At 66.2% G+C, this 16,866-nt stretch carries 15 protein-coding genes; 2 read left to right on the top strand and 13 right to left on the bottom strand.

Going from position 1 to position 16,866, the window contains the following annotated elements:
• The first annotated feature begins 148 nt into the window (after positions 1-148).
• On the top strand, positions 149-499 hold the full coding sequence (locus tag C0V75_RS06525; protein ID WP_101920115.1) for a RidA family protein: 351 nt from the start codon (positions 149-151) through the stop codon (positions 497-499).
• A gap of 72 nt (positions 500-571) precedes the next feature.
• Here C0V75_RS06525 and pgi read toward each other — a convergent pair whose 3' ends face one another.
• The 12 genes from pgi to C0V75_RS06465 all read right to left on the bottom strand — a co-directional run bounded on the left by pgi (position 572) and on the right by C0V75_RS06465 (position 14,651).
• Positions 572-2,173, bottom strand: a complete 1,602-nt coding sequence (gene pgi, locus C0V75_RS06520; RefSeq protein WP_101920114.1) for a glucose-6-phosphate isomerase — start codon at positions 2,171-2,173, stop codon at positions 572-574.
• A gap of 3 nt (positions 2,174-2,176) precedes the next feature.
• Positions 2,177-2,848: a 6-phosphogluconolactonase gene (gene pgl / locus C0V75_RS06515; RefSeq protein ID WP_101920113.1), complete on the bottom strand. Its 672-nt coding sequence runs from the start codon at positions 2,846-2,848 to the stop codon at positions 2,177-2,179.
• A complete protein-coding gene (gene zwf / locus C0V75_RS06510) occupies positions 2,845-4,299 on the bottom strand; it encodes a glucose-6-phosphate dehydrogenase (protein WP_101920112.1) in 1,455 nt (484 codons plus the stop codon). Before zwf ends, pgl begins: the two co-directional genes overlap by 4 nt.
• A gap of 174 nt (positions 4,300-4,473) precedes the next feature.
• Positions 4,474-5,187 (bottom strand): MgtC/SapB family protein, encoded by a 714-nt coding sequence (locus C0V75_RS06505; RefSeq protein ID WP_101920111.1) that lies wholly within the window; start codon positions 5,185-5,187, stop codon positions 4,474-4,476.
• An 83-nt stretch (positions 5,188-5,270) separates the two neighbouring features.
• A complete protein-coding gene (locus C0V75_RS06500; protein ID WP_101920110.1) occupies positions 5,271-5,855 on the bottom strand; it encodes an HNH endonuclease in 585 nt (194 codons plus the stop codon).
• 278 nt (positions 5,856-6,133) lie between these two features.
• Complete coding sequence (locus C0V75_RS06495) at positions 6,134-6,922, bottom strand: xanthine dehydrogenase family protein subunit M (protein WP_101920109.1); 789 nt, start codon at positions 6,920-6,922, stop codon at positions 6,134-6,136.
• A gap of 13 nt (positions 6,923-6,935) precedes the next feature.
• A complete protein-coding gene (locus C0V75_RS06490) occupies positions 6,936-9,314 on the bottom strand; it encodes a xanthine dehydrogenase family protein molybdopterin-binding subunit (RefSeq protein WP_101920108.1) in 2,379 nt (792 codons plus the stop codon).
• 24 nt (positions 9,315-9,338) lie between these two features.
• Entirely contained in the window at positions 9,339-9,824 is a 486-nt protein-coding gene (locus tag C0V75_RS06485) for a (2Fe-2S)-binding protein (protein WP_101920107.1), read from the bottom strand.
• A 44-nt stretch (positions 9,825-9,868) separates the two neighbouring features.
• On the bottom strand, positions 9,869-10,390 hold the full coding sequence (locus tag C0V75_RS06480; protein ID WP_101920106.1) for a CoxG family protein: 522 nt from the start codon (positions 10,388-10,390) through the stop codon (positions 9,869-9,871).
• A gap of 88 nt (positions 10,391-10,478) precedes the next feature.
• On the bottom strand, positions 10,479-12,683 hold the full coding sequence (locus tag C0V75_RS06475; protein ID WP_101920105.1) for a PAS-domain containing protein: 2,205 nt from the start codon (positions 12,681-12,683) through the stop codon (positions 10,479-10,481).
• Positions 12,680-13,855 (bottom strand): FIST N-terminal domain-containing protein, encoded by a 1,176-nt coding sequence (locus C0V75_RS06470; protein WP_101920104.1) that lies wholly within the window; start codon positions 13,853-13,855, stop codon positions 12,680-12,682. The genes C0V75_RS06475 and C0V75_RS06470 overlap by 4 nt, the downstream gene beginning before the upstream one ends.
• A gap of 112 nt (positions 13,856-13,967) precedes the next feature.
• Entirely contained in the window at positions 13,968-14,651 is a 684-nt protein-coding gene (locus tag C0V75_RS06465; protein ID WP_101920103.1) for a response regulator transcription factor, read from the bottom strand.
• Positions 14,652-14,821: 170 nt separating this feature from the next.
• Here C0V75_RS06465 and C0V75_RS06460 point away from each other — a divergent pair, with 170 nt between their 5' ends.
• Positions 14,822-15,280, top strand: a complete 459-nt coding sequence (locus tag C0V75_RS06460) for a transglycosylase SLT domain-containing protein (protein WP_101920102.1) — start codon at positions 14,822-14,824, stop codon at positions 15,278-15,280.
• Here the strand turns inward: C0V75_RS06460 and C0V75_RS06455 are convergent.
• Positions 15,277-16,812, bottom strand: a complete 1,536-nt coding sequence (locus C0V75_RS06455) for a trimethylamine methyltransferase family protein (protein ID WP_101920101.1) — start codon at positions 16,810-16,812, stop codon at positions 15,277-15,279. The genes C0V75_RS06460 and C0V75_RS06455 overlap by 4 nt on opposite strands.
• Between the last annotated feature and the right edge of the window lie 54 nt (positions 16,813-16,866).

The following is a 16,866-nucleotide window of genomic DNA, read 5'->3' as shown; positions in this document are numbered from 1 at the left end:
CACGCTCCGCCCGCCCTGCCAACCCCTCCAGCCGGATGGGCGGCGGGTTCTTGCCGCAGCGCAGCAAGACCTTCGGCGGGGTGCCGCCGCTTTTCTTTCCCGCGCGGCTGCGCTAACCAGCGCGGCAGATCAGGGAAAGGATTTCACCATGTCGGATATCAAGCGCATCGGCACCGGCCCCCGCATGTCGGAGGCGGTCTGCTACAATGGCATCGTCTGGGTTGCCGGACAGGTCGGAAATCCCGGCGACAGCGTGGCGGATCAGACCCGCACCTGCCTGGCCGAGGTGGACCGCATCCTCGCCGAAGCCGGGACCGACAAGACCCGCATCCTCTCGGCGCAGATCTGGCTGGCCGATATCGGCACATTTGCCGAGATGAACGCCGTCTGGGATGCCTGGGTCCCGCAGGGCCATACCCCCGCCCGCGCCACGGGCGAGGCGAAACTGGCGACGCCCGACTATCTGGTGGAGGTGATCGTCACGGCGGCGCTGAAGTAACCAAATTTCTTCGAAGAAATTTGCAAAATCTTCGAAGATTTTTGACCCCCGGCGTCCGGCGCCGGGGGTTTTTCATCCCCGGAACCAGGCCGCCAAGGCCGCCGTCGATCCGTCCTTGCCCTCTGTCCCCTGCCGCCCCTCCAGCACGGGTTGCAGCGCCAGCGCCAGTTCCTTGCCCAGTTCCACCCCCCACTGGTCATAGGAGTTGATCCCGAGGATCACCCCCTCGACAAAGACCCGGTGTTCATAAAGCGCGATGATCTGGCCCAGGACGAAGGGCGTTAGCCTTTCATAGGCCAGCGTCACCGAAGGCCGGTTGCCGGGAAAGACCCGATGCCGCGCCTGCCGCTCCAGTTCCGCGCCGGTCAGGCCCTTCTTCGCCATGATCGCCCGCGCCTCGTCCAGCGACCGGCCCCGCAGCAGCGCCTCGGATTGCGCGAGGCAGTTCGACACCAGAAGCACATGCTGATGCGCGAGATGCGCCTCATGCCCGCGCCGCGCGATCAGGAATTCGCACGGAACGACCCGCGTCCCCTGATGGATGAGCTGATAGAAGGCGTGCTGGCCATTCGTACCGGGTTCGCCCCAGACCACCGGGCCCGAATGCATCGGAAGGTCCGTCCCATCCATCGCCACGCGCTTGCCGTTGCTCTCCATCTCAAGCTGTTGGAGATAGGCGGGAAGGCGGCTCAGGCGCTGGTCATAGGGCAGGACCGCACGGGTGGCATGGCCGCAGATCTGGTTGTGCCAGATGCCGACCAGGGCCAGCAGCACCGGCAAGTTTGTATCGAAGGGCGCAGCGCAGAAATGCCTGTCCATCGCGTGGCCGCCCGCCAGGAAGGCGCGGAAATCCTCTGGCCCCACGGCCAGCATCAGGGCAAGGCCGATCGGCCCCCACATGGAATAGCGCCCGCCGACCCAATCCTCGAATCCGAAGACGCGGGCGGGGTCGATCCCGAAGGCCGCCGTCTTGTCGGCGGCGGTAGAGACGGCGGCGAATTGCGCCGCCGGATTGGCGACCTTGGCGGCCATCCAGTCGCGCGCCGTCTGGGCATTGGTCATCGTCTCGATGGTGGTGAAGGTCTTGGAGGCGACGATCACCAGCGTCGTTTCGGGGTTCAGCCCCTTGAGCACATCCGCCACATGCGCCCCGTCCACGTTCGACACATAATGGCAACGCGGCCCGTCGTGATAGGGCGCCAGTGCCAGCGTCGCCATGGCCGGGCCAAGGTCGGACCCGCCGATCCCGATATTGACCACATCGGTGATCCGCCCGCCCTGCCCCGTGAAACGGCCCGCGCGCACATCACGGGCAAAGGCTTCCATCCGCTCCAGCGTTTCGACGATACCGGGGATTACATCCTTGCCCTCCACCGTGACCGACCCGCCCAGATCGCGCAGGGCGGTGTGCAGGACGGCCCGCCCCTCGGTCTCGTTGATCTTCGCGCCTGCGAACATCGCCTCGCGCTTGGCCGCGACCCCGGCCGCCTCGGCCAGCGCCACCAGCAGGCGGCGGCCCTCGGCGTCGATATTGGTCTTCGACCAGTCGAGGCGCATCCCGTCCGCCTCGGCGGTGAAGGCACCCGCGCGGGCGGGATCGGCGAAGAGGTCAAGGATGCGGCGGTCCCCGACCGCCTCGTGATGCGCCGCCAGCGCGGCCCAGGGGTTACTCATGTCTCACTCCGCCCAATGCACGGTTGCGTTGTCGAGGACGGCGCGCACCGGCGCCTCCTCCGGGGGCAGGGTCAGCGCGCGTTCCAGCGCCGCACGCTTTTCCGCCCCGGTTATCAGGATATGGATGTTCATCGCGCCCTTCAGGACCGGCGCGGTCAGGGTGATGCGGGGCTCTCCCGCCGCCTCGGCCCGCAGCGCCATCAGGACCGGCGCATCGGGCGCCAGCGCCTCGGCCAGACGGTCGGCCCCGGGAAAGAGGCTGGCCGTATGCATATCCGCCCCCATGCCAAGAAGCAGGACGGAAATCGGCAGATGCGGGCGCAGCCCTTCTTCCAGTTCCGCCAGCTTCTCTTCCGGCGCTTCGGCCGGGGCATAGAGCGGCACCAGCGTCGCCCCCGCCGCCTTGCCCCGCAACAGACGTTCCCGCAACAGCCGCGTGTTGGACCGAGGGCTGTCCTCCGCCACCCAGCGTTCGTCGTTCAGGAAGACGGCGACCTGCGACCAGTCGATATCCACCCCCGACAGCGTGTCGAAGATCGGCCCCGGCGTGGTGCCGCCCGGCACGCAGAGCGAGGCCCGCCCCTCCCGCCGCAGGAAATCCGCCAACTGGCCGGCGATCACATTCGCCAGACCCAGCATCAGGAATTCCCGGTCGGGATAGGTCTCCAGCCTCATCCCTTGATCTCCCGCCAGCGCCGCCCGTCGCGATGCATCAGCATCAGCGCATCCTCCGGCCCGCTGCTGCCCGGATCATAGCCCTGCGGGCGATCCCCCCGCGCCTCCCACCCGGCGATGATGGGGTCGGCCCAGGCCCAGGCGGCCTCCACCTCGTCGCCGCGCATGAAGAGGGTCTGGTTGCCCCGGATCACATCCATGATCAGCCGTTCATAGGCATCGGGAATATCCTCGGCATCCGCGCCAAGCGCATCGGCAAAGGACATGTCCAGCGGCACCTGCATCAGGCGCATCCCCCCCGGACCGGGTTCCTTGATCATCATCATCAGGTTCATGCCCTCATTGGGCTGCAACCGGATCACCAGCACGTTCTCGCGCCAGCCGCTCGCATCGTCAAAGATCGAATGCGGCGGTTCCTTGAAGGTGATGGCGATTTCCGAGGCCCGCGCCCGCAGCCGTTTCCCCGTGCGCAGATAGAAGGGCGTGTTCTTCCAGCGCCAGTTGGAGATATGGCATTTCAGCGCGATATAGCTTTCCGTCCGGCTCTGCGGGTTCTCGGAATGCTCCACATAGCCGCCCTGCCCGCCCCCCGGCAGATATTGCCCGCGCACGATATCCTCGGGCTTCACCGGGTCCAGCGCGCGGATGACCTTCAGCTTCTCATCCCGCACGGCATCGGGATCAAAGTGATAGGGCGGCTCCATCGCGATCAGGCAGAGGAGTTGCATCAGGTGGTTCTGCACCATGTCCCGCATCGCGCCGGACTTGTCGTAATAGGCGCCGCGCCCCTCCACCCCCACGGTCTCGGCCACGGTGATCTGCACATGGTCGATGTATTCCGCCTTCCACAGCGGCTCGAACAGGATATTGGCGAAACGCACCGCCATCAGGTTCTGGACGGTTTCCTTGCCCAGATAATGGTCGATCCGGTAGATCTGATGTTCGTCAAAATGTTCCGCCAGCACCGCGTTCAGCGCGCGGGCCGAGGCGAGGTCGCGCCCGAAGGGTTTCTCCACCACGATCCGGCTCTTGTCATCGGCGATGCCATGGGCGTGCAGCCGCTCGGCCAGATCGCCGAACAGCGCCGGCGCGACGGAGAAATAGAAGGCCCGCACCACGCCGGGCCGCATCCGGCCCTTCAGCACATCCCAGCCCCCCGTCCCCTTCGCGTCGATGGAGACGAATCCCACCCGTTCGAGGAAGGCCGCGATGATCTTGTCCTCGCGCCGGTCCTGCGGGACGAATTCGGCGATGGCCTCGGCCACCATCTGGCGGAAGGCCTCATCCGTCAGATCGCCCCGCGCCGCGCCGATGATGCGGCTCTCGGCGGGCATCTGCCCTGCGAGGAAGCGGCGATAAAGGCCCGGCAGGATCTTCCGCCGGGCCAGATCGCCCGTGCCGCCAAAGATGACGAGGTCGAAAGGCTCGACCGGTATGACGCGCGAAACCATGTCTGTCCCTCGTTGACTGTCCCGGGGTTGCGCCTTTTGTTAGCGCTAACGCTGCCGCTTCTACCCCCGGAGGCCGCGCGAGTCTAGCACCGAGGCGCGTCAGGGCAACCACGGGATGCGCCCTGCGCGGTTTTCGGGCAGGACCGTCCGGCGCGGCCCGTCAGGGTGGCAGCCTTACCCTTCGTCCAGCGATTGCCAGCGCACCCGCAGCAGCCCCGGTTCGGCCACCAGGCGCTGCACGGCAAGTTCCAGCATTTCTTCCGTCACCCCATCGCCGGATACGGTGGCCGACAGGTCGATCCCCACGTCCTCTTCCGCCGGGCGGATGGCAACCTCGGACAGATGCAGCCCGCCGATGGTCAGGGTGCGCAGGATCAGGGCGCGCACCGCCGCCTCTTCCTCGCCCCGGCAGGTAAGGATCACGCGATAGGCCCGGCTGATCGGGACCCCGGCCTTGGTCTTGCGTTTCAGCCATTTCACCAGCGGACGCAGGCCCAGATTGACAAAGACCACCAGCACCGTCAGCAGCACCGCATGGGGCCAGGCCCCGGCCCCTGCCATCATCCCGACCGCCGCCGAACACCACAGCGTCGCCGCCGTGTTCAGACCGTGGATGTTGAACCCGTCGCGGAAGATGATCCCGGCCCCCAGGAAACCGATCCCCGACACGATCTGTGCCGCCACCCGCGTCGGGCTGACCTCGTCGGGGAACAGGCCCGAAAACACGACAAAGGCCGCCGCCCCCAGCGCCACCAGCGCATTGGTCCGCAGCCCCGCCATCCGCTGCCGCACCTGCCGCTCCGACCCGATCAGCGCGCCGCAGACCAGCGCGACGCCCATGTTGACCGCGGCGAATTGCAGGGCAGAGGGAAAGACGACTGACAGCATGGCGGCCCCCGAAGAAAGCCCGCATCATGCCGCGCCGCCGCTATTGTAACAGTTTTGTAACGACTGGATGACGGCTGAAACCGTCAATCCTCCAGCTCTGCATCCCAGTAGAGGAAATCCATCCAGCTTTCATGCAGATGGTTCGGCGGGAACTTCCGGCCATGCGACTGCATCTCTTCCGCCGTCGGCTGGCGCGGCGGGCGCATCAGATGCATCCCCGCCTGTTTCAGGGTCTTCGACCCTTTCCGCAGGTTGCAGGGCGAACAGGCGGCGACGACGTTTTCCCAAGAGGTGATGCCGCCGCGCGACCGGGGCAGGACGTGATCGAAGGTCAGATCCCCCTTCGCCCCGCAATATTGGCAGGAAAACTCGTCCCTCAGAAAAAGATTGAAGCGCGTGAAGGCCACGCGCTTCTGGGGTCGGACATATTCCTTCAACACCACGACAGAGGGTATCCGGAACTCCTGCCTCTGGCTGCGGACGGTGTGGTCATATTCCGCCACGATCTGCACCCGGTCCAGCACGGCGGCCTTGATCGCCTCCTGCCAGGGCCAGAGGCTGAGGGGGTAATAGCTCAGCGGGCGATAATCGGCATTCAGCACCAAAGCAGGATAATGCTTCAGCGCCGCCGGATCGCGTACAAACTGTGTCCTGAAATCGCCGTCCATGCTTTCCGAGACTCCGCCTTCATCCTGCGGTCCTGACCGACCCAGGGCGGGGAGCCCCGCCCCGACATGCGCACTATATCTGGCGTTTCGCGACTGGCAAGCCCAAGAGGCTGTGGTGTCCGGTCACATCCGCCTGACCAGCGGGATACAAGGCCAAGGTGACGGGGACGTGACGAAACCGCCTGCTTTGCAGGCAGTCCGGGGGCCAGCGCGCTGTTATCGCAAAGGAAAGGGGCGGCGCGGATGTCCCGCGCCGCCCCCCGATGGGTCTGCCCCGATCAATGCGCGGCGGCAACCGCGCGCTTGGTCAGCACCTTCACGAGGTTCGCCCGATAGGCGGGCGTCCCGTGCAGGTCGCCGATCAGGCCATCCGGGGAAACCGTCAGCCCCTCGACCGCCGCCGCCGAGAAGTTGCCCGACAGCGCCTTTTCCGCCTCGCTCCAGCGGAACACCCCGTCATTGCTCGCCCCCGTCACCGCGACCCGCACGCCATCCTTGAACTTCGCCACGAAGACGGCGGTCAGGGCAAAGCGGCTGGCGGGCTGGTTGAACTTCACATAGGCCGCCTTTTCCGGGATCGGAAAGGTGACGCCGGTGACGATCTCACCCTCTTCCAGCGCCGTGGTGAACATGCCCTGGAAATAGTCATCCGCCGCGATCTTGCGCCGGTTCGTCACCACCGTCGCGCCCGACCCCAGCACGCCCGCCGGGTAGCAGGCCGCCGGGTCGTTGTTGGCGATGGACCCGCCGATGGTGCCACGGTTGCGGACGGCAGGGTCACCGATTCCCCCCGCCAACGCGGCCAGCGCCGGGTAATGCGCCGCGGCCTCTTTCGCCACGGTCGCATGGGTGGTGGCCGCCCCTACGGACAGGCCATCCGCCCCCATGCAGACGCCCTGCATCTCGGCAATCCCGGTCAGCGAGACCAGAACCGAAGGCGCCGCCAGCCGCTGCTTCAGCGTGGGCGTCAGGGTCTGCCCGCCCGACAGGGCCTGCGCCCCCTCGGCCGACAGGGCCTTGACCGCATCGGCGATGCTGGAAGGCTTCACGAAATCGAAGTTGTGCATGGTCCTTCCTCCCTCAACCGTTGATCGCCTGCCACACCCGTGCCGGAGACACGGGCATGTCGATATGCTTGACATGCGTATGACCACCGCGATGCAGCGCGTCGATCACCGCATTCACCACCGCAGGCGGCGATCCGATGGCCCCGGCCTCGCCGCAGCCCTTCACCCCCAGCGGGTTATGCGTGCAGGGCGTGATGCAGGAATGGTCCACCTTGTAGAAGGGCACGTCATCGGCGCGCGGCATGGCGTAATCCATGTAGGACGCCGTCAGAAGCTGGCCGTTCTCGTCATAGGACGTGTTTTCCAGCAGGGCCTGCCCGATCCCCTGCCCCACGCCGCCATGCACCTGCCCCTCGACGATCATCGGGTTCATCACATGGCCGAAATCATCGGCGCAGGTGAAGCTGGCGATATCCACCTTGCCCGTTTCCGGGTCCACCTCCACCTCGCAAAGATAGGCCCCGGCGGGATAGGTGAAGTTGGCGGGGTCGTAGAAGGCGGTTTCCTCCAGCCCCGGTTCCAGCGTCTCCAGCGGATAGTTGTGCGGGACATAGGCCGAGAAGGCGATTTCGCCGAAGCTCTTCGCCTTGTCGGTGCCTGCGACACTGAACTTGCCATCGGCAAAGACGATATCGTTCTCCGAAGCTTCCAGCATATGGGCCGCGATCTTCTTGCCCTTGGCGATGATCTTGTCCACGGCCTTGCTCATCGCCGATCCGCAGACGGCGAGGCTGCGCGAGCCGTAGGAGCCCATGCCGAAGGGGATCTTCGAGGTGTCGCCATGCACGATCTCGATGGAGGATTCGGGGATGCCCAGCTTTTCCGCCACCACCTGTGCAAAGACTGTCTCATGCCCCTGCCCGTGGCTATGCGCCCCGGTCATGACGCTGATATTGCCGGTCGCGTTCACCCGCACCGTCGCCGCGTCGTAAAGGCCGACGCGGCTGCCCAGAACGCCGACAAGGTTCGACGGCGCGATGCCGCAAGCCTCGATCCAGGTCGAAAGCCCCATCCCGCGCAGCTTGCCCTTGGCCTTGGACGCCGCCGCCCGCTTTTCAAAACCCGCCACATCGGCCAGTTCGATCAGCTTGTCGAGCGTCGCCTGATAATTGCCCGTGTCATACACAAGGCCCACCGGGGTGGTGTAGGGGAACTGGTCCGGTTGGATCAGGTTCTTCCGCCGCACCTCGAACGGGTCAAGGTTCAGCTCGCGGCACATCTTGTCCACGATCCGCTCGATCGAGAACGTCGCCTCCGGCCGGCCCGCGCCGCGATAGGCATCGACGGGGGCGGTGTTGGTGAAGACCGTCTTCACGTTCACATAGACATGCGGCACCTTGTAGGGCCCCGCCATCAGCGTGCCATGCAGGAAGGTCGGCGTCGCGGTCGAGAAGTTCGACAGATACGCCCCCACATTGGCCAGCGTCTCGGTCCGGATGGCGAGGATTTCGCCGTCCTTCGTGCTGGCCATCTCGATCTTCGTCACATGGTCGCGGCCATGTGCATCGGTCAGGAAGCTTTCCGTCCGCTCCGCCGTCCAGCGCACCGGCCGGCCCAGCTTGCGCGCGGCGGCCAGAACCAGCGCCTCTTCGCCATAGTGATAGATCTTCGAGCCAAAGCCGCCGCCCACATCGGGGGCCACGACCGTCAGCTTGTTTTCCGGGATGCCCAGAACGAAGGCCGCCACCAGAAGCCGCGTCAGATGCGGGTTCTGGCTGGTCGTCGTCAGCTTGTAATCGCCCGTGCCGGGGAAATACTCGCCGATGCTGGCGCGCGGTTCCATCGCATTCGGCACCAGACGGTTGTTCACCAGTTCCAGCGTGGTGATATGCGGCGCGCTCTTGAAAGCCGCATCCACCGCCGCGCGGTTATCCTCGATCCAGCCCCAGTCGAAACAGAGGTTGTCGGGGATCTCGTCATGCACGCGGTTCGACGCATCGGCCACCGCCTTGCGCATGTCCACGATGGCGGGCAGTTCCTCGATGTCGCTGTCATCGGCCAGTTGCTGGGCCGCATCCTTGGCCTGATTGTAGGTCTCCGCAATCACGGCGGCATAGGCATCGCCCACATGGCGCACCTTGCCATGGGCCAGCACCGGGCGCTTGGGTTCGCGCATCGGCGTGCCGTCCCGGCTGTTGATCAGCCAGCCCGCCGGATTGCCCCCCACATCCTTGAAATCCTCGCCCGTGAAGATGGCCAGAACCCCCGGCATCGCGGCGGCATTGGCGGTGTTGATCGACTTGATCCGCCCATGCGCCACGTTCGACCGCACGAAGACCGCATAGGTCTGGCCGTGCATCGCCATGTCATCGGTATAGACCCCGCGCCCCGACAGAAAGCGCACATCCTCGCGCCGCTTGCTGCTGGCGCCGATCCCTGTGTCCTTCGGCATCCCAATTCCTCCCTGAAATCGCGCTTATTCGGCAGCCAGAGCGGCGGCGTCCTGCCCGGACGCGGCCAGCACCGCCTTGACGATGTTGTGGTATCCCGTGCAGCGGCAGATATTGCCTTCCAGATAATGCCGGATCTCGGCCTCGGTCGGCTTGGGGTTCTCGGCCAGAAGGGCGGCGGAAGACATCACCATCCCCGGCGTGCAAAAGCCGCATTGCAGGCCGTGATGATCCTGGAACGCCTGCTGGACCACCGACAGCGACCCGTCGGGATTGTTCATCCCCTCGATCGTCTTCACCTGCGCCCCCGCCACATCGGCGGCAAAAGTGGTGCAGGATTTCACCGCCTTGCCATCCACATGCACCACGCAGGCGCCACATTGGCTGGTGTCGCAGCCGACATGGGTGCCGGTCAGCCCAAGCCCCTCGCGCAGGAAGGTGGACAGAAGCGTCCGCCCCTCCACCTCGGCCGAGACGGCCTTGCCGTTCACGGTCATCGTGACCTTCGTCATGGTTATCCTCCCTTGGACATCCCTGGGTAATCGTTGGGGTCAGTTCAGCCGATCAGCCGCTTGAACCAGCCCTTCTTCTTTTCGCCCTCGCCCTCACCTTCGGCCTCTGCGGCCTCGTCCTCCTGCGGCCCTTCGACGGCCTCCTGGAAGCGGGTGAAGAAGTCATCGGCCATCTTCTTGGCGAAACCGTCGATGATGCGGCTGCCAAGCTGGGCGATCTTGCCGCCCACCGCCGCCTCCACATCATAGGAAAGCCGCGTACCGCCCTCCATCGGCTCAAGGCTCACCGCCGCGCCGCCCTTGGCGAAACCGGCAGGCCCGCCCTTGCCTTCACCCGAAATCTTCAGGCTCTTTCCTTCGACGATCTCGGAAAAGCTGACCGCGCCCTTGAAGGTGGCCTTCACCGGGCCGACCTTCTGGGTCACCGTGGCCTCGAATCCGTCGGCCACGCTGCCCGACATGCTTTCACAGCCCGGCACGCATTCCTTCAGCACATCCGGGTTCAGCAGGGCAGCCCAGACGGTTGCCGGATCGGCCTTGATCTCTCGAAAATCGCTCAGCTTCATGTTGGTCCCCTCACTTGCCCGGCAGATTAAGCGGCAGCCGCGCCGCCCGATATGGAACATTGGTCGTAGGGATCGCAGCGCCGCCAGTCTAACCCGCCGCAGGTAACCCCGCGATGAAGGATTCGAGAGCGCGCGCATCCAGCGGCTTCATCATCAGCCCGACCCCCGCCTCGGCACAGGCCGCGCGCAACTCTGGCCGGCGGTCGGCGGTCACGATCCGCGCCGGCACCGCCCCGTGCCGCGCCTGCACCTCGGCTGCAAAGCGCAACCCGTCCATCCCCTCGCCCAAGTTGAAATCCACGATAAAGCAGTCGGGCAGGATGCCCAACTCCTCGATCAGCTCCAGCGCCTCTTCGCCCGAAGGGGCGTCCAGCACGCTCACCCCCCATTTCTCCAGCAACAGGCCCATCGCCCGCCGCAGATCGCCGTCGTTTTCCACCAGAAAGACGATGCGGTTCTGCATCGACGGGCGCGGGCTTGGCACCGGGCGCGGCCCTTCGACCAGCGCCACCCCGTCCGACAGCGGCACCTGCACCATGAAACAGGTCCCCCGCCCGATCTCGGATGTCAGGCCAAGGGGATGGCCCAGCAGGGCGCAGGCGCGTTCGACGATGGCCAGCCCCAGCCCCATCCCCTCGCTGGCCGAGGCGCGGGCGTTCAGGCGGTGGAATTCCTTGAAGATGTTGTCCTGTTCCTCTTCCGGTATCCCCGGCCCGGTATCGCGCACCTCGATCCGCACCATCCCGCCGCGCCGCCGCACGCCCACCAGCACGCGCCCCCGGTCGGTATAGCGGATCGCATTGCCGATCAGGTTCTGAAGGATGCGCCGCAGATAGGCCGCATCCGACAGCACCACCCGCCGCGACGGCACCACTGTCAGGCGCAATCCCTTGGCCGCCGCAATCGCCCCGAATTCATCGTTCAACTGCACCAGCAGCCGCTCCAGCGGCACCGGCCCCACCGACACCGCCGCCCGCCCGCTTTCGAGTTTCGAGATATCCAGCAGCGCGCCAAGAATCCCCTCCACCGACAAAAGCGCATTCTGCGCCTTGTCCAGCGCCGCCCGCGCCTCCGCCGCCAAACCCTCTTCCGGCACAGACGAGATGAAGAGCTTCGCCGCACTCAGCGGCTGCAACAGGTCATGGCTCGCCGCCGCCACGAAACGCGACCGGCTGGCATTGGCGCGCTCGGCATGGGCCAGCGCATCCTCCAGTTCCAGCGTGCGCTCCATCACCCGCGCCTCCAGCGTCTCGTTCGCGCGGCTCAACGCCTCGATGGCCGCGCGTTCGGCGGTGACATCGGTGAAGGACATCACAAAGCCGCCATCCGGCATCCCTTGGGCAAAGACATCCATGATCATGTCGGGGCCCCGCCGCAGCTCAAAGCGGATCGCCCCGCGCCCGTCGCGCCCTGCCACCCAATCGCCCAGCCGCGCCTCGGTCATCCCCTCGCCAAAGGCCAGATCGGGACGGAACCGGTCAAGGATGGCGTCGAAACTCACTCCCATCCGGAACCGCGCCATCGGCACGGTCAGCAATTGCCCCAGACGCTGGTTCCACCCCACCAGCCGCGCCTCGGCATCGAAGATGCAGACGCCCTGGCTGATATGGTCCAGCGTGGCGCGGATCACCCGCGCCTGATCGTCCAGCATCTTGCCGCGCTCGGATCGTTCCAGCCGGATGATCTCGGTCACATCGGTTTGCAGGATCACCGTCCCGCCATCCGCCGTGCGATGTTCGCTGACCTGCACCCAGCGATCCCAGACCATGCGGACATTGAAGATGACATGCCGCTCCTGATGCCGCCGCCGCCGTGCCACGGCCCAATCCTCGGGCGTCTCGCCCGGCGGCAGTTCCAGGAACCGCGACCGGCTGACCCTGTCCACGTAATCGCCGAAGGTCAGCCCCGGCTTCAGATGATCACGCAGGTCCAGCATATGCATCCCGAAGCGGGAATTGCACATCACCAGCACATCATCGGCATCAAAGAGGGCGAACCCCTCCTGGATCGTCTCGATTGCATTGGCAAGGTTCTGCCGCGCCGCCTCGGTCGCGCGGTTCGCCTCGGCCAGCCGCGCATTGCTGTCATTCAACAGGTCCAACGCCCGTTCCAGATCGCGGGTGCGTTCCCGCACCTGATCCTCCAGCAAGGCCGCGCGCTGGAACTGCGCATAGGCCGCGCCGCTGTCATCGGTGATCTGCTCCACCCGCCGCATCAGCACCTGCGCGATGGCCAGCAGTTTCTGCGTCTGCCGTTCGGGCGGATCGGCGGGGTTGATCAGCGTCTCGATCATCCGGCCCTCTCGGGCGGATAGATCGCCACCCCCGTCATCGTCTGGTTCACATGCATGGCGTTGAACTGCTCGCCATAGGTGGAAAACCCCACCACCCCGTTCTCGCGCAGAAGGGCCGACACGGCGCCCGAGCGTTGCTTCTCCTGCGCCTCCATCCGCCGCAGGATGCAGTCGCAGGCCAGGATCGCGACCGGCGCCCCGCGCGCCGAAAGCTCCGCCATCCGCTCCGCCAGATGCGCCACCATGTCCTGCGGATCGGCCAGGGTCAGAACCACGCCCTCGTCAATGGCGGAAAAGAAGATCAGGTCGCCGCCTTCGCCCACCTCGCGGATCGCCCGCACGTGATGCTTGCCGCCGATCCGCACCACCACCGGATGGGCGGCAAAGGTGAATGACGTCAACTGTGCGGGGTCCTTGCCCAGAAGCCGCGCATATTCCTGCGCGGCGGGTTCGGCATTGATCCGATGCACGATCCGCCGCGCCGGATCGGCCCCGGTCACCACCATCCGCGCCTCGGTCGGCGTCAGATGGTCCAGGCTGAAGACCTTCACCCGGCACTCCGTCCGGATCAGCGCCAGCACGGCGGCATTCTGCAAGGCCTGCCCCTCATGCAGCACATAGGTCGCACGGAACCGCGTCCCGTCCCCCGCCGACCCCCCGAACAGGGGCACCGGGCCAAGGCCCGAGGCCAGTGCCGCCGCCAGCTCGTCCTCGCGCACCGACAGGCCATCCACCATCAGGAAGGCAAACTCCCCCTCCCAGTCCGGCCTTGCCCGCGCCAGCCCCTGCCGCGACCGGATCAACTGCCCGATCAGCGCCTCACGCTCCAGCACCGAAAGATCGGGAATCAGCAGCACATCAGCCGCGAAATGCGCAGCCGGCAGCGCCACGGCGACAATCTCGCCCTCGGTATAGCCCGCCCCCGAAATCTCCCCCGCCGTGGAACAGCCGATGACCGGCGCCCCGCCGAACCGCCCCGGCAGCCGCAGCGCCAGCGCGTCAAGATCGGCATCCGGCGACACGAACAGGATCACCAGCGCGAAAGGCCCCGGCCCCAGCGCCTCTTCCAGATGGCGCAGCGGATGGGGCATGTCCACGGGAACGGAGGCGCGCGCCACAAGGGCCGCGTCCCTGCCGGATGGCACGGGAAAATCCTCCCTCGGCTGGTTCATCGCGTCCTCCCAAACGCGTCGGATGGGGGGAAGGCTAGCCCCGCCCCCCCGCCCCGGCAAGCCCCGCCTTGGGCATCTGCGTCCCCGCAGCAGGCCGCCGCACGGGTCGCGGTCAGATATTCTCCGGCATCAGGCGGTCGAAACTGGCCTCCTGCGCGATCAGCACCGCCTGTGTCCGGCTCTGCACGCCCAGCTTGCGCATGATCGCGGTCACATGGGCCTTCACCGTCGTCTCCGCGATGGTCAGCTCATAGGCGATCTGCTTGTTCAGCATCCCCTCGCAGATCAGTTGCAGAATCTTCGCCTGCTGCCGCGTCAGCAGGGACAGCCGCGCGATCGCCTCTTCCCGCTGGCTTGCCGGCGCATTCGGATCGGCCTGCGGCACGAACCCCTCGGGCACGAACCCCTCGCCCGCCCGGATCGCATCGAAGGCCGCCTTGAACACCTCGCGCCGCGAATGTTTCGGCACGAATCCCACCGCCCCCGCCCGCAGCGCCGCCCCGATCACCCGGTTGTCGGCCAGCGAGGATACCACCACCACCGGCACCTCCCCCGCCGTCGCGCGCAACCGGATCAACCCATCCAGCCCGTTCACATCCGGCAGGTTCAAGTCGAGCACCACCACATCCGGCAAGGGCGAGATGTCCAGCCGCGCCAGCGCCGTTTCCAGCCGGTCCGCCGTCTCGATCCCCTCGATCCCCGCCACCGCCCGCAGCGTCATGGACAGGGCGTCGCAGAACAGCGGATGGTCATCCACGATCAGGGCCGTGGCCAACCTGCGCTGCGCTCCATCCATCGGAACCTCCTGTTCCCCCATCGTCACGCTAACAGCGCCCGCCCCCCCCGCCAAGCGCGCCAAAGGTCTTAGCCCCGCGCGAAGTTCCGCCCGCCACCCGGGCCTGCCCTTCCCGCCCGCGCCTGCGCCCGCTATCACCCTGACAAAGCCTGTCTTCCGGGGTCGTCACCATGTCCATCCAGCGCCGCCATCTCCTCCTCCTCGCCCTGCCCGCAGCCCTTGCCGCCTGCGGCGGCGGCCGGCGGGAAGAGCCCCCCTCGCGCGGCGCGCAAGGCCCGGAAGAGATCAACCGCCTGATCCGCAAATACGCCCGCGTCTATGACATTCCCGAAAGCCTGATCCATGAAACCGTCCGCCGCGAAAGCGGCTACAACCCCGCCGCCCGCAACGGCCCCTATTACGGGCTGATGCAGATCCACCCGCAAACGGCCCAGACCATGGGCTTTCGCGGCCACCCGTCCGAACTTCTGGATGCCGAAACCAACATGATCTATGCGGGCAAATACCTGCGCGGCGCCTGGCTCGTGGCGCGCGGCAACCATGACCGCGCCCATATGTGGTATCGCCGGGGCTATTATTACGAAGCCAAGCGCATGGGCCTTCTGGAAGAGACCGGCCTGCGGTCCTAATACCACATATCGGCCATCTCGACCTTCTTCCGGGCGACGAACGCCTCCAGCGCCTCGCGCATCCCCGCCTCCATCGGCGGCGCCTCATACTCCGCCAGCCGCTGCTTCCAGGCCCGGTTGGCGCGGGTCGCGGCATCCGTCGCCCCCGCCGCCTCCCATTTCTCGAAGGGTTCGTTGTCCGACAACTCGCTGTCCCAGAAGGCCGTCTCGTAATGCGCCATCGTATGGGAACAGCCGAAGAAATGGTTGCCCGGCCCCACCTCGGCAAAGGCCTCCACCGCCAATTGGTCGTCGTCGATCTTCACCCCGTCGAGATAGGAATGAAGCGCGCCGCAAAGATCGGCATCCAGCATGAACTTCTCATAGGACATGGACAGAAGCCCATCCAGGAACCCCGCCGAATGCAGGATGAAATTCGCCCCGCACTGTACGGCGGCCAGCATGGACATCGTCCCTTCCATCATCGCCTGCCCATCCGGCAGTTTCGAGGTGGTGAAATTCCCCGAACAGCGCAACGGCAGGTTCAACCGGCGGCAAAGCTGCCCGATCACCATGGACCCGATCGCCGGTTCCGGCGTGCCAAAGGTCGGTGACCCCGACCGCAGGCTCATAGAGGACAGGAAGTTGCCGAATATCACCGGCGCGCCCTTCCGCTCCAGCTGCGTCAGCGCGCAGCCCGCCATCGTCTCGGCCAGCGATTGCGCAATGGCCCCGGCATTGGTCACTGGCCCCATCGCGCCGCCAAGGATGAAGGGCACCACCACCGCCGCCTGATTTGCCCGCGCATAGGCGCGCAAGGACCGCGTCATCGTCCCGTCCCAGACCAGCGGCGAATTGACGTTCACATTGCCAAGGATCACGCAATTGCCATCGACAAAATCCCGCCCGAACACGATCCGCGCCATGTCGATGCTGTCTTCAGCCCGCTCCTCCGCCGTGACCGATCCCATGAAGGGCCGGTCCGACAGCGTCAGATGCGCCATCACCATGTCCAGATGCCGCTTGTTCACCGCGATATCCGTCGGCTCGCAGATCGTGCCGCCCGAATGGTGGAAATTGGGCGAAGCCTGCGCCAGCTTGATGAAATTCCGGAAATCCTCCAGCGTCCCGAAGCGCCGCCCCTTGTCGAGGTCCATGACAAAAGGGCTGCCATAGGCCGGCGCAAAGACGACCGACTTCCCCCCGATCACCACCGACCGCGCCGGATTGCGCGCATGCTGCACGAATTCCGCAGGGGCGGACCGCAACACCTCGCGCAGCATCCCCGGCGGGAACTTCACCAAAAGCCCCTCGACCTCCGCCCCCGCGCGCCGCCAATGGTCCAGCGCGACGGGATCATCCCGGAACTCGATCCCCGTCTCGGCCAATATCCGATCCGCCGCCCGCTCGATCCGGATCAGGTTCTCTTCCGACAGCACGTCATAGGTGGGAATGTTCCGCAAGATATAGGGCCGCCCGACCCGCGCGCCCTTGCGCGACCGCTCCGCCGTCCGCGCCGCCCGTCCCGCCCGCTGATGCCGAACCTCGTCCATCGCCGCCTCCCTTGTCCCGTTCCCGCAGCAGACGCCCCTCCGCCGCGCCCTGCC

This window comes from Tabrizicola sp. TH137, assembly GCF_002855575.1.
Taxonomy (GTDB): Bacteria; Pseudomonadota; Alphaproteobacteria; order Rhodobacterales; family Rhodobacteraceae; genus Paragemmobacter.
The sequence above is the reverse complement of the archived record's forward strand: the minus strand, read 5'-3'. Positions and strand labels throughout refer to the sequence as shown.

Excerpts from the sequence above, each read along its gene's own strand:
- C0V75_RS06525 (WP_101920115.1), top strand. The coding sequence starts at position 149 with ATGTCGGATATCAAGCGCATCGGCACCGGCCCCCGCATGTCGGAGGCG.
- pgi (WP_101920114.1), bottom strand. The coding sequence starts at position 2,173 with ATGAGTAACCCCTGGGCCGCGCTGGCGGCGCATCACGAGGCGGTCGGG.
- pgl (WP_101920113.1), bottom strand. The coding sequence starts at position 2,848 with ATGAGGCTGGAGACCTATCCCGACCGGGAATTCCTGATGCTGGGTCTG.
- zwf (WP_101920112.1), bottom strand. The coding sequence starts at position 4,299 with ATGGTTTCGCGCGTCATACCGGTCGAGCCTTTCGACCTCGTCATCTTT.
- C0V75_RS06505 (WP_101920111.1), bottom strand. The coding sequence starts at position 5,187 with ATGCTGTCAGTCGTCTTTCCCTCTGCCCTGCAATTCGCCGCGGTCAAC.
- C0V75_RS06500 (WP_101920110.1), bottom strand. The coding sequence starts at position 5,855 with ATGGACGGCGATTTCAGGACACAGTTTGTACGCGATCCGGCGGCGCTG.
- C0V75_RS06495 (WP_101920109.1), bottom strand. The coding sequence starts at position 6,922 with ATGCACAACTTCGATTTCGTGAAGCCTTCCAGCATCGCCGATGCGGTC.
- C0V75_RS06490 (WP_101920108.1), bottom strand. The coding sequence starts at position 9,314 with ATGCCGAAGGACACAGGGATCGGCGCCAGCAGCAAGCGGCGCGAGGAT.
- C0V75_RS06485 (WP_101920107.1), bottom strand. The coding sequence starts at position 9,824 with ATGACGAAGGTCACGATGACCGTGAACGGCAAGGCCGTCTCGGCCGAG.
- C0V75_RS06480 (WP_101920106.1), bottom strand. The coding sequence starts at position 10,390 with ATGAAGCTGAGCGATTTTCGAGAGATCAAGGCCGATCCGGCAACCGTC.
- C0V75_RS06475 (WP_101920105.1), bottom strand. The coding sequence starts at position 12,683 with ATGATCGAGACGCTGATCAACCCCGCCGATCCGCCCGAACGGCAGACG.
- C0V75_RS06470 (WP_101920104.1), bottom strand. The coding sequence starts at position 13,855 with ATGAACCAGCCGAGGGAGGATTTTCCCGTGCCATCCGGCAGGGACGCG.
- C0V75_RS06465 (WP_101920103.1), bottom strand. The coding sequence starts at position 14,651 with ATGGATGGAGCGCAGCGCAGGTTGGCCACGGCCCTGATCGTGGATGAC.
- C0V75_RS06460 (WP_101920102.1), top strand. The coding sequence starts at position 14,822 with ATGTCCATCCAGCGCCGCCATCTCCTCCTCCTCGCCCTGCCCGCAGCC.
- C0V75_RS06455 (WP_101920101.1), bottom strand. The coding sequence starts at position 16,812 with ATGGACGAGGTTCGGCATCAGCGGGCGGGACGGGCGGCGCGGACGGCG.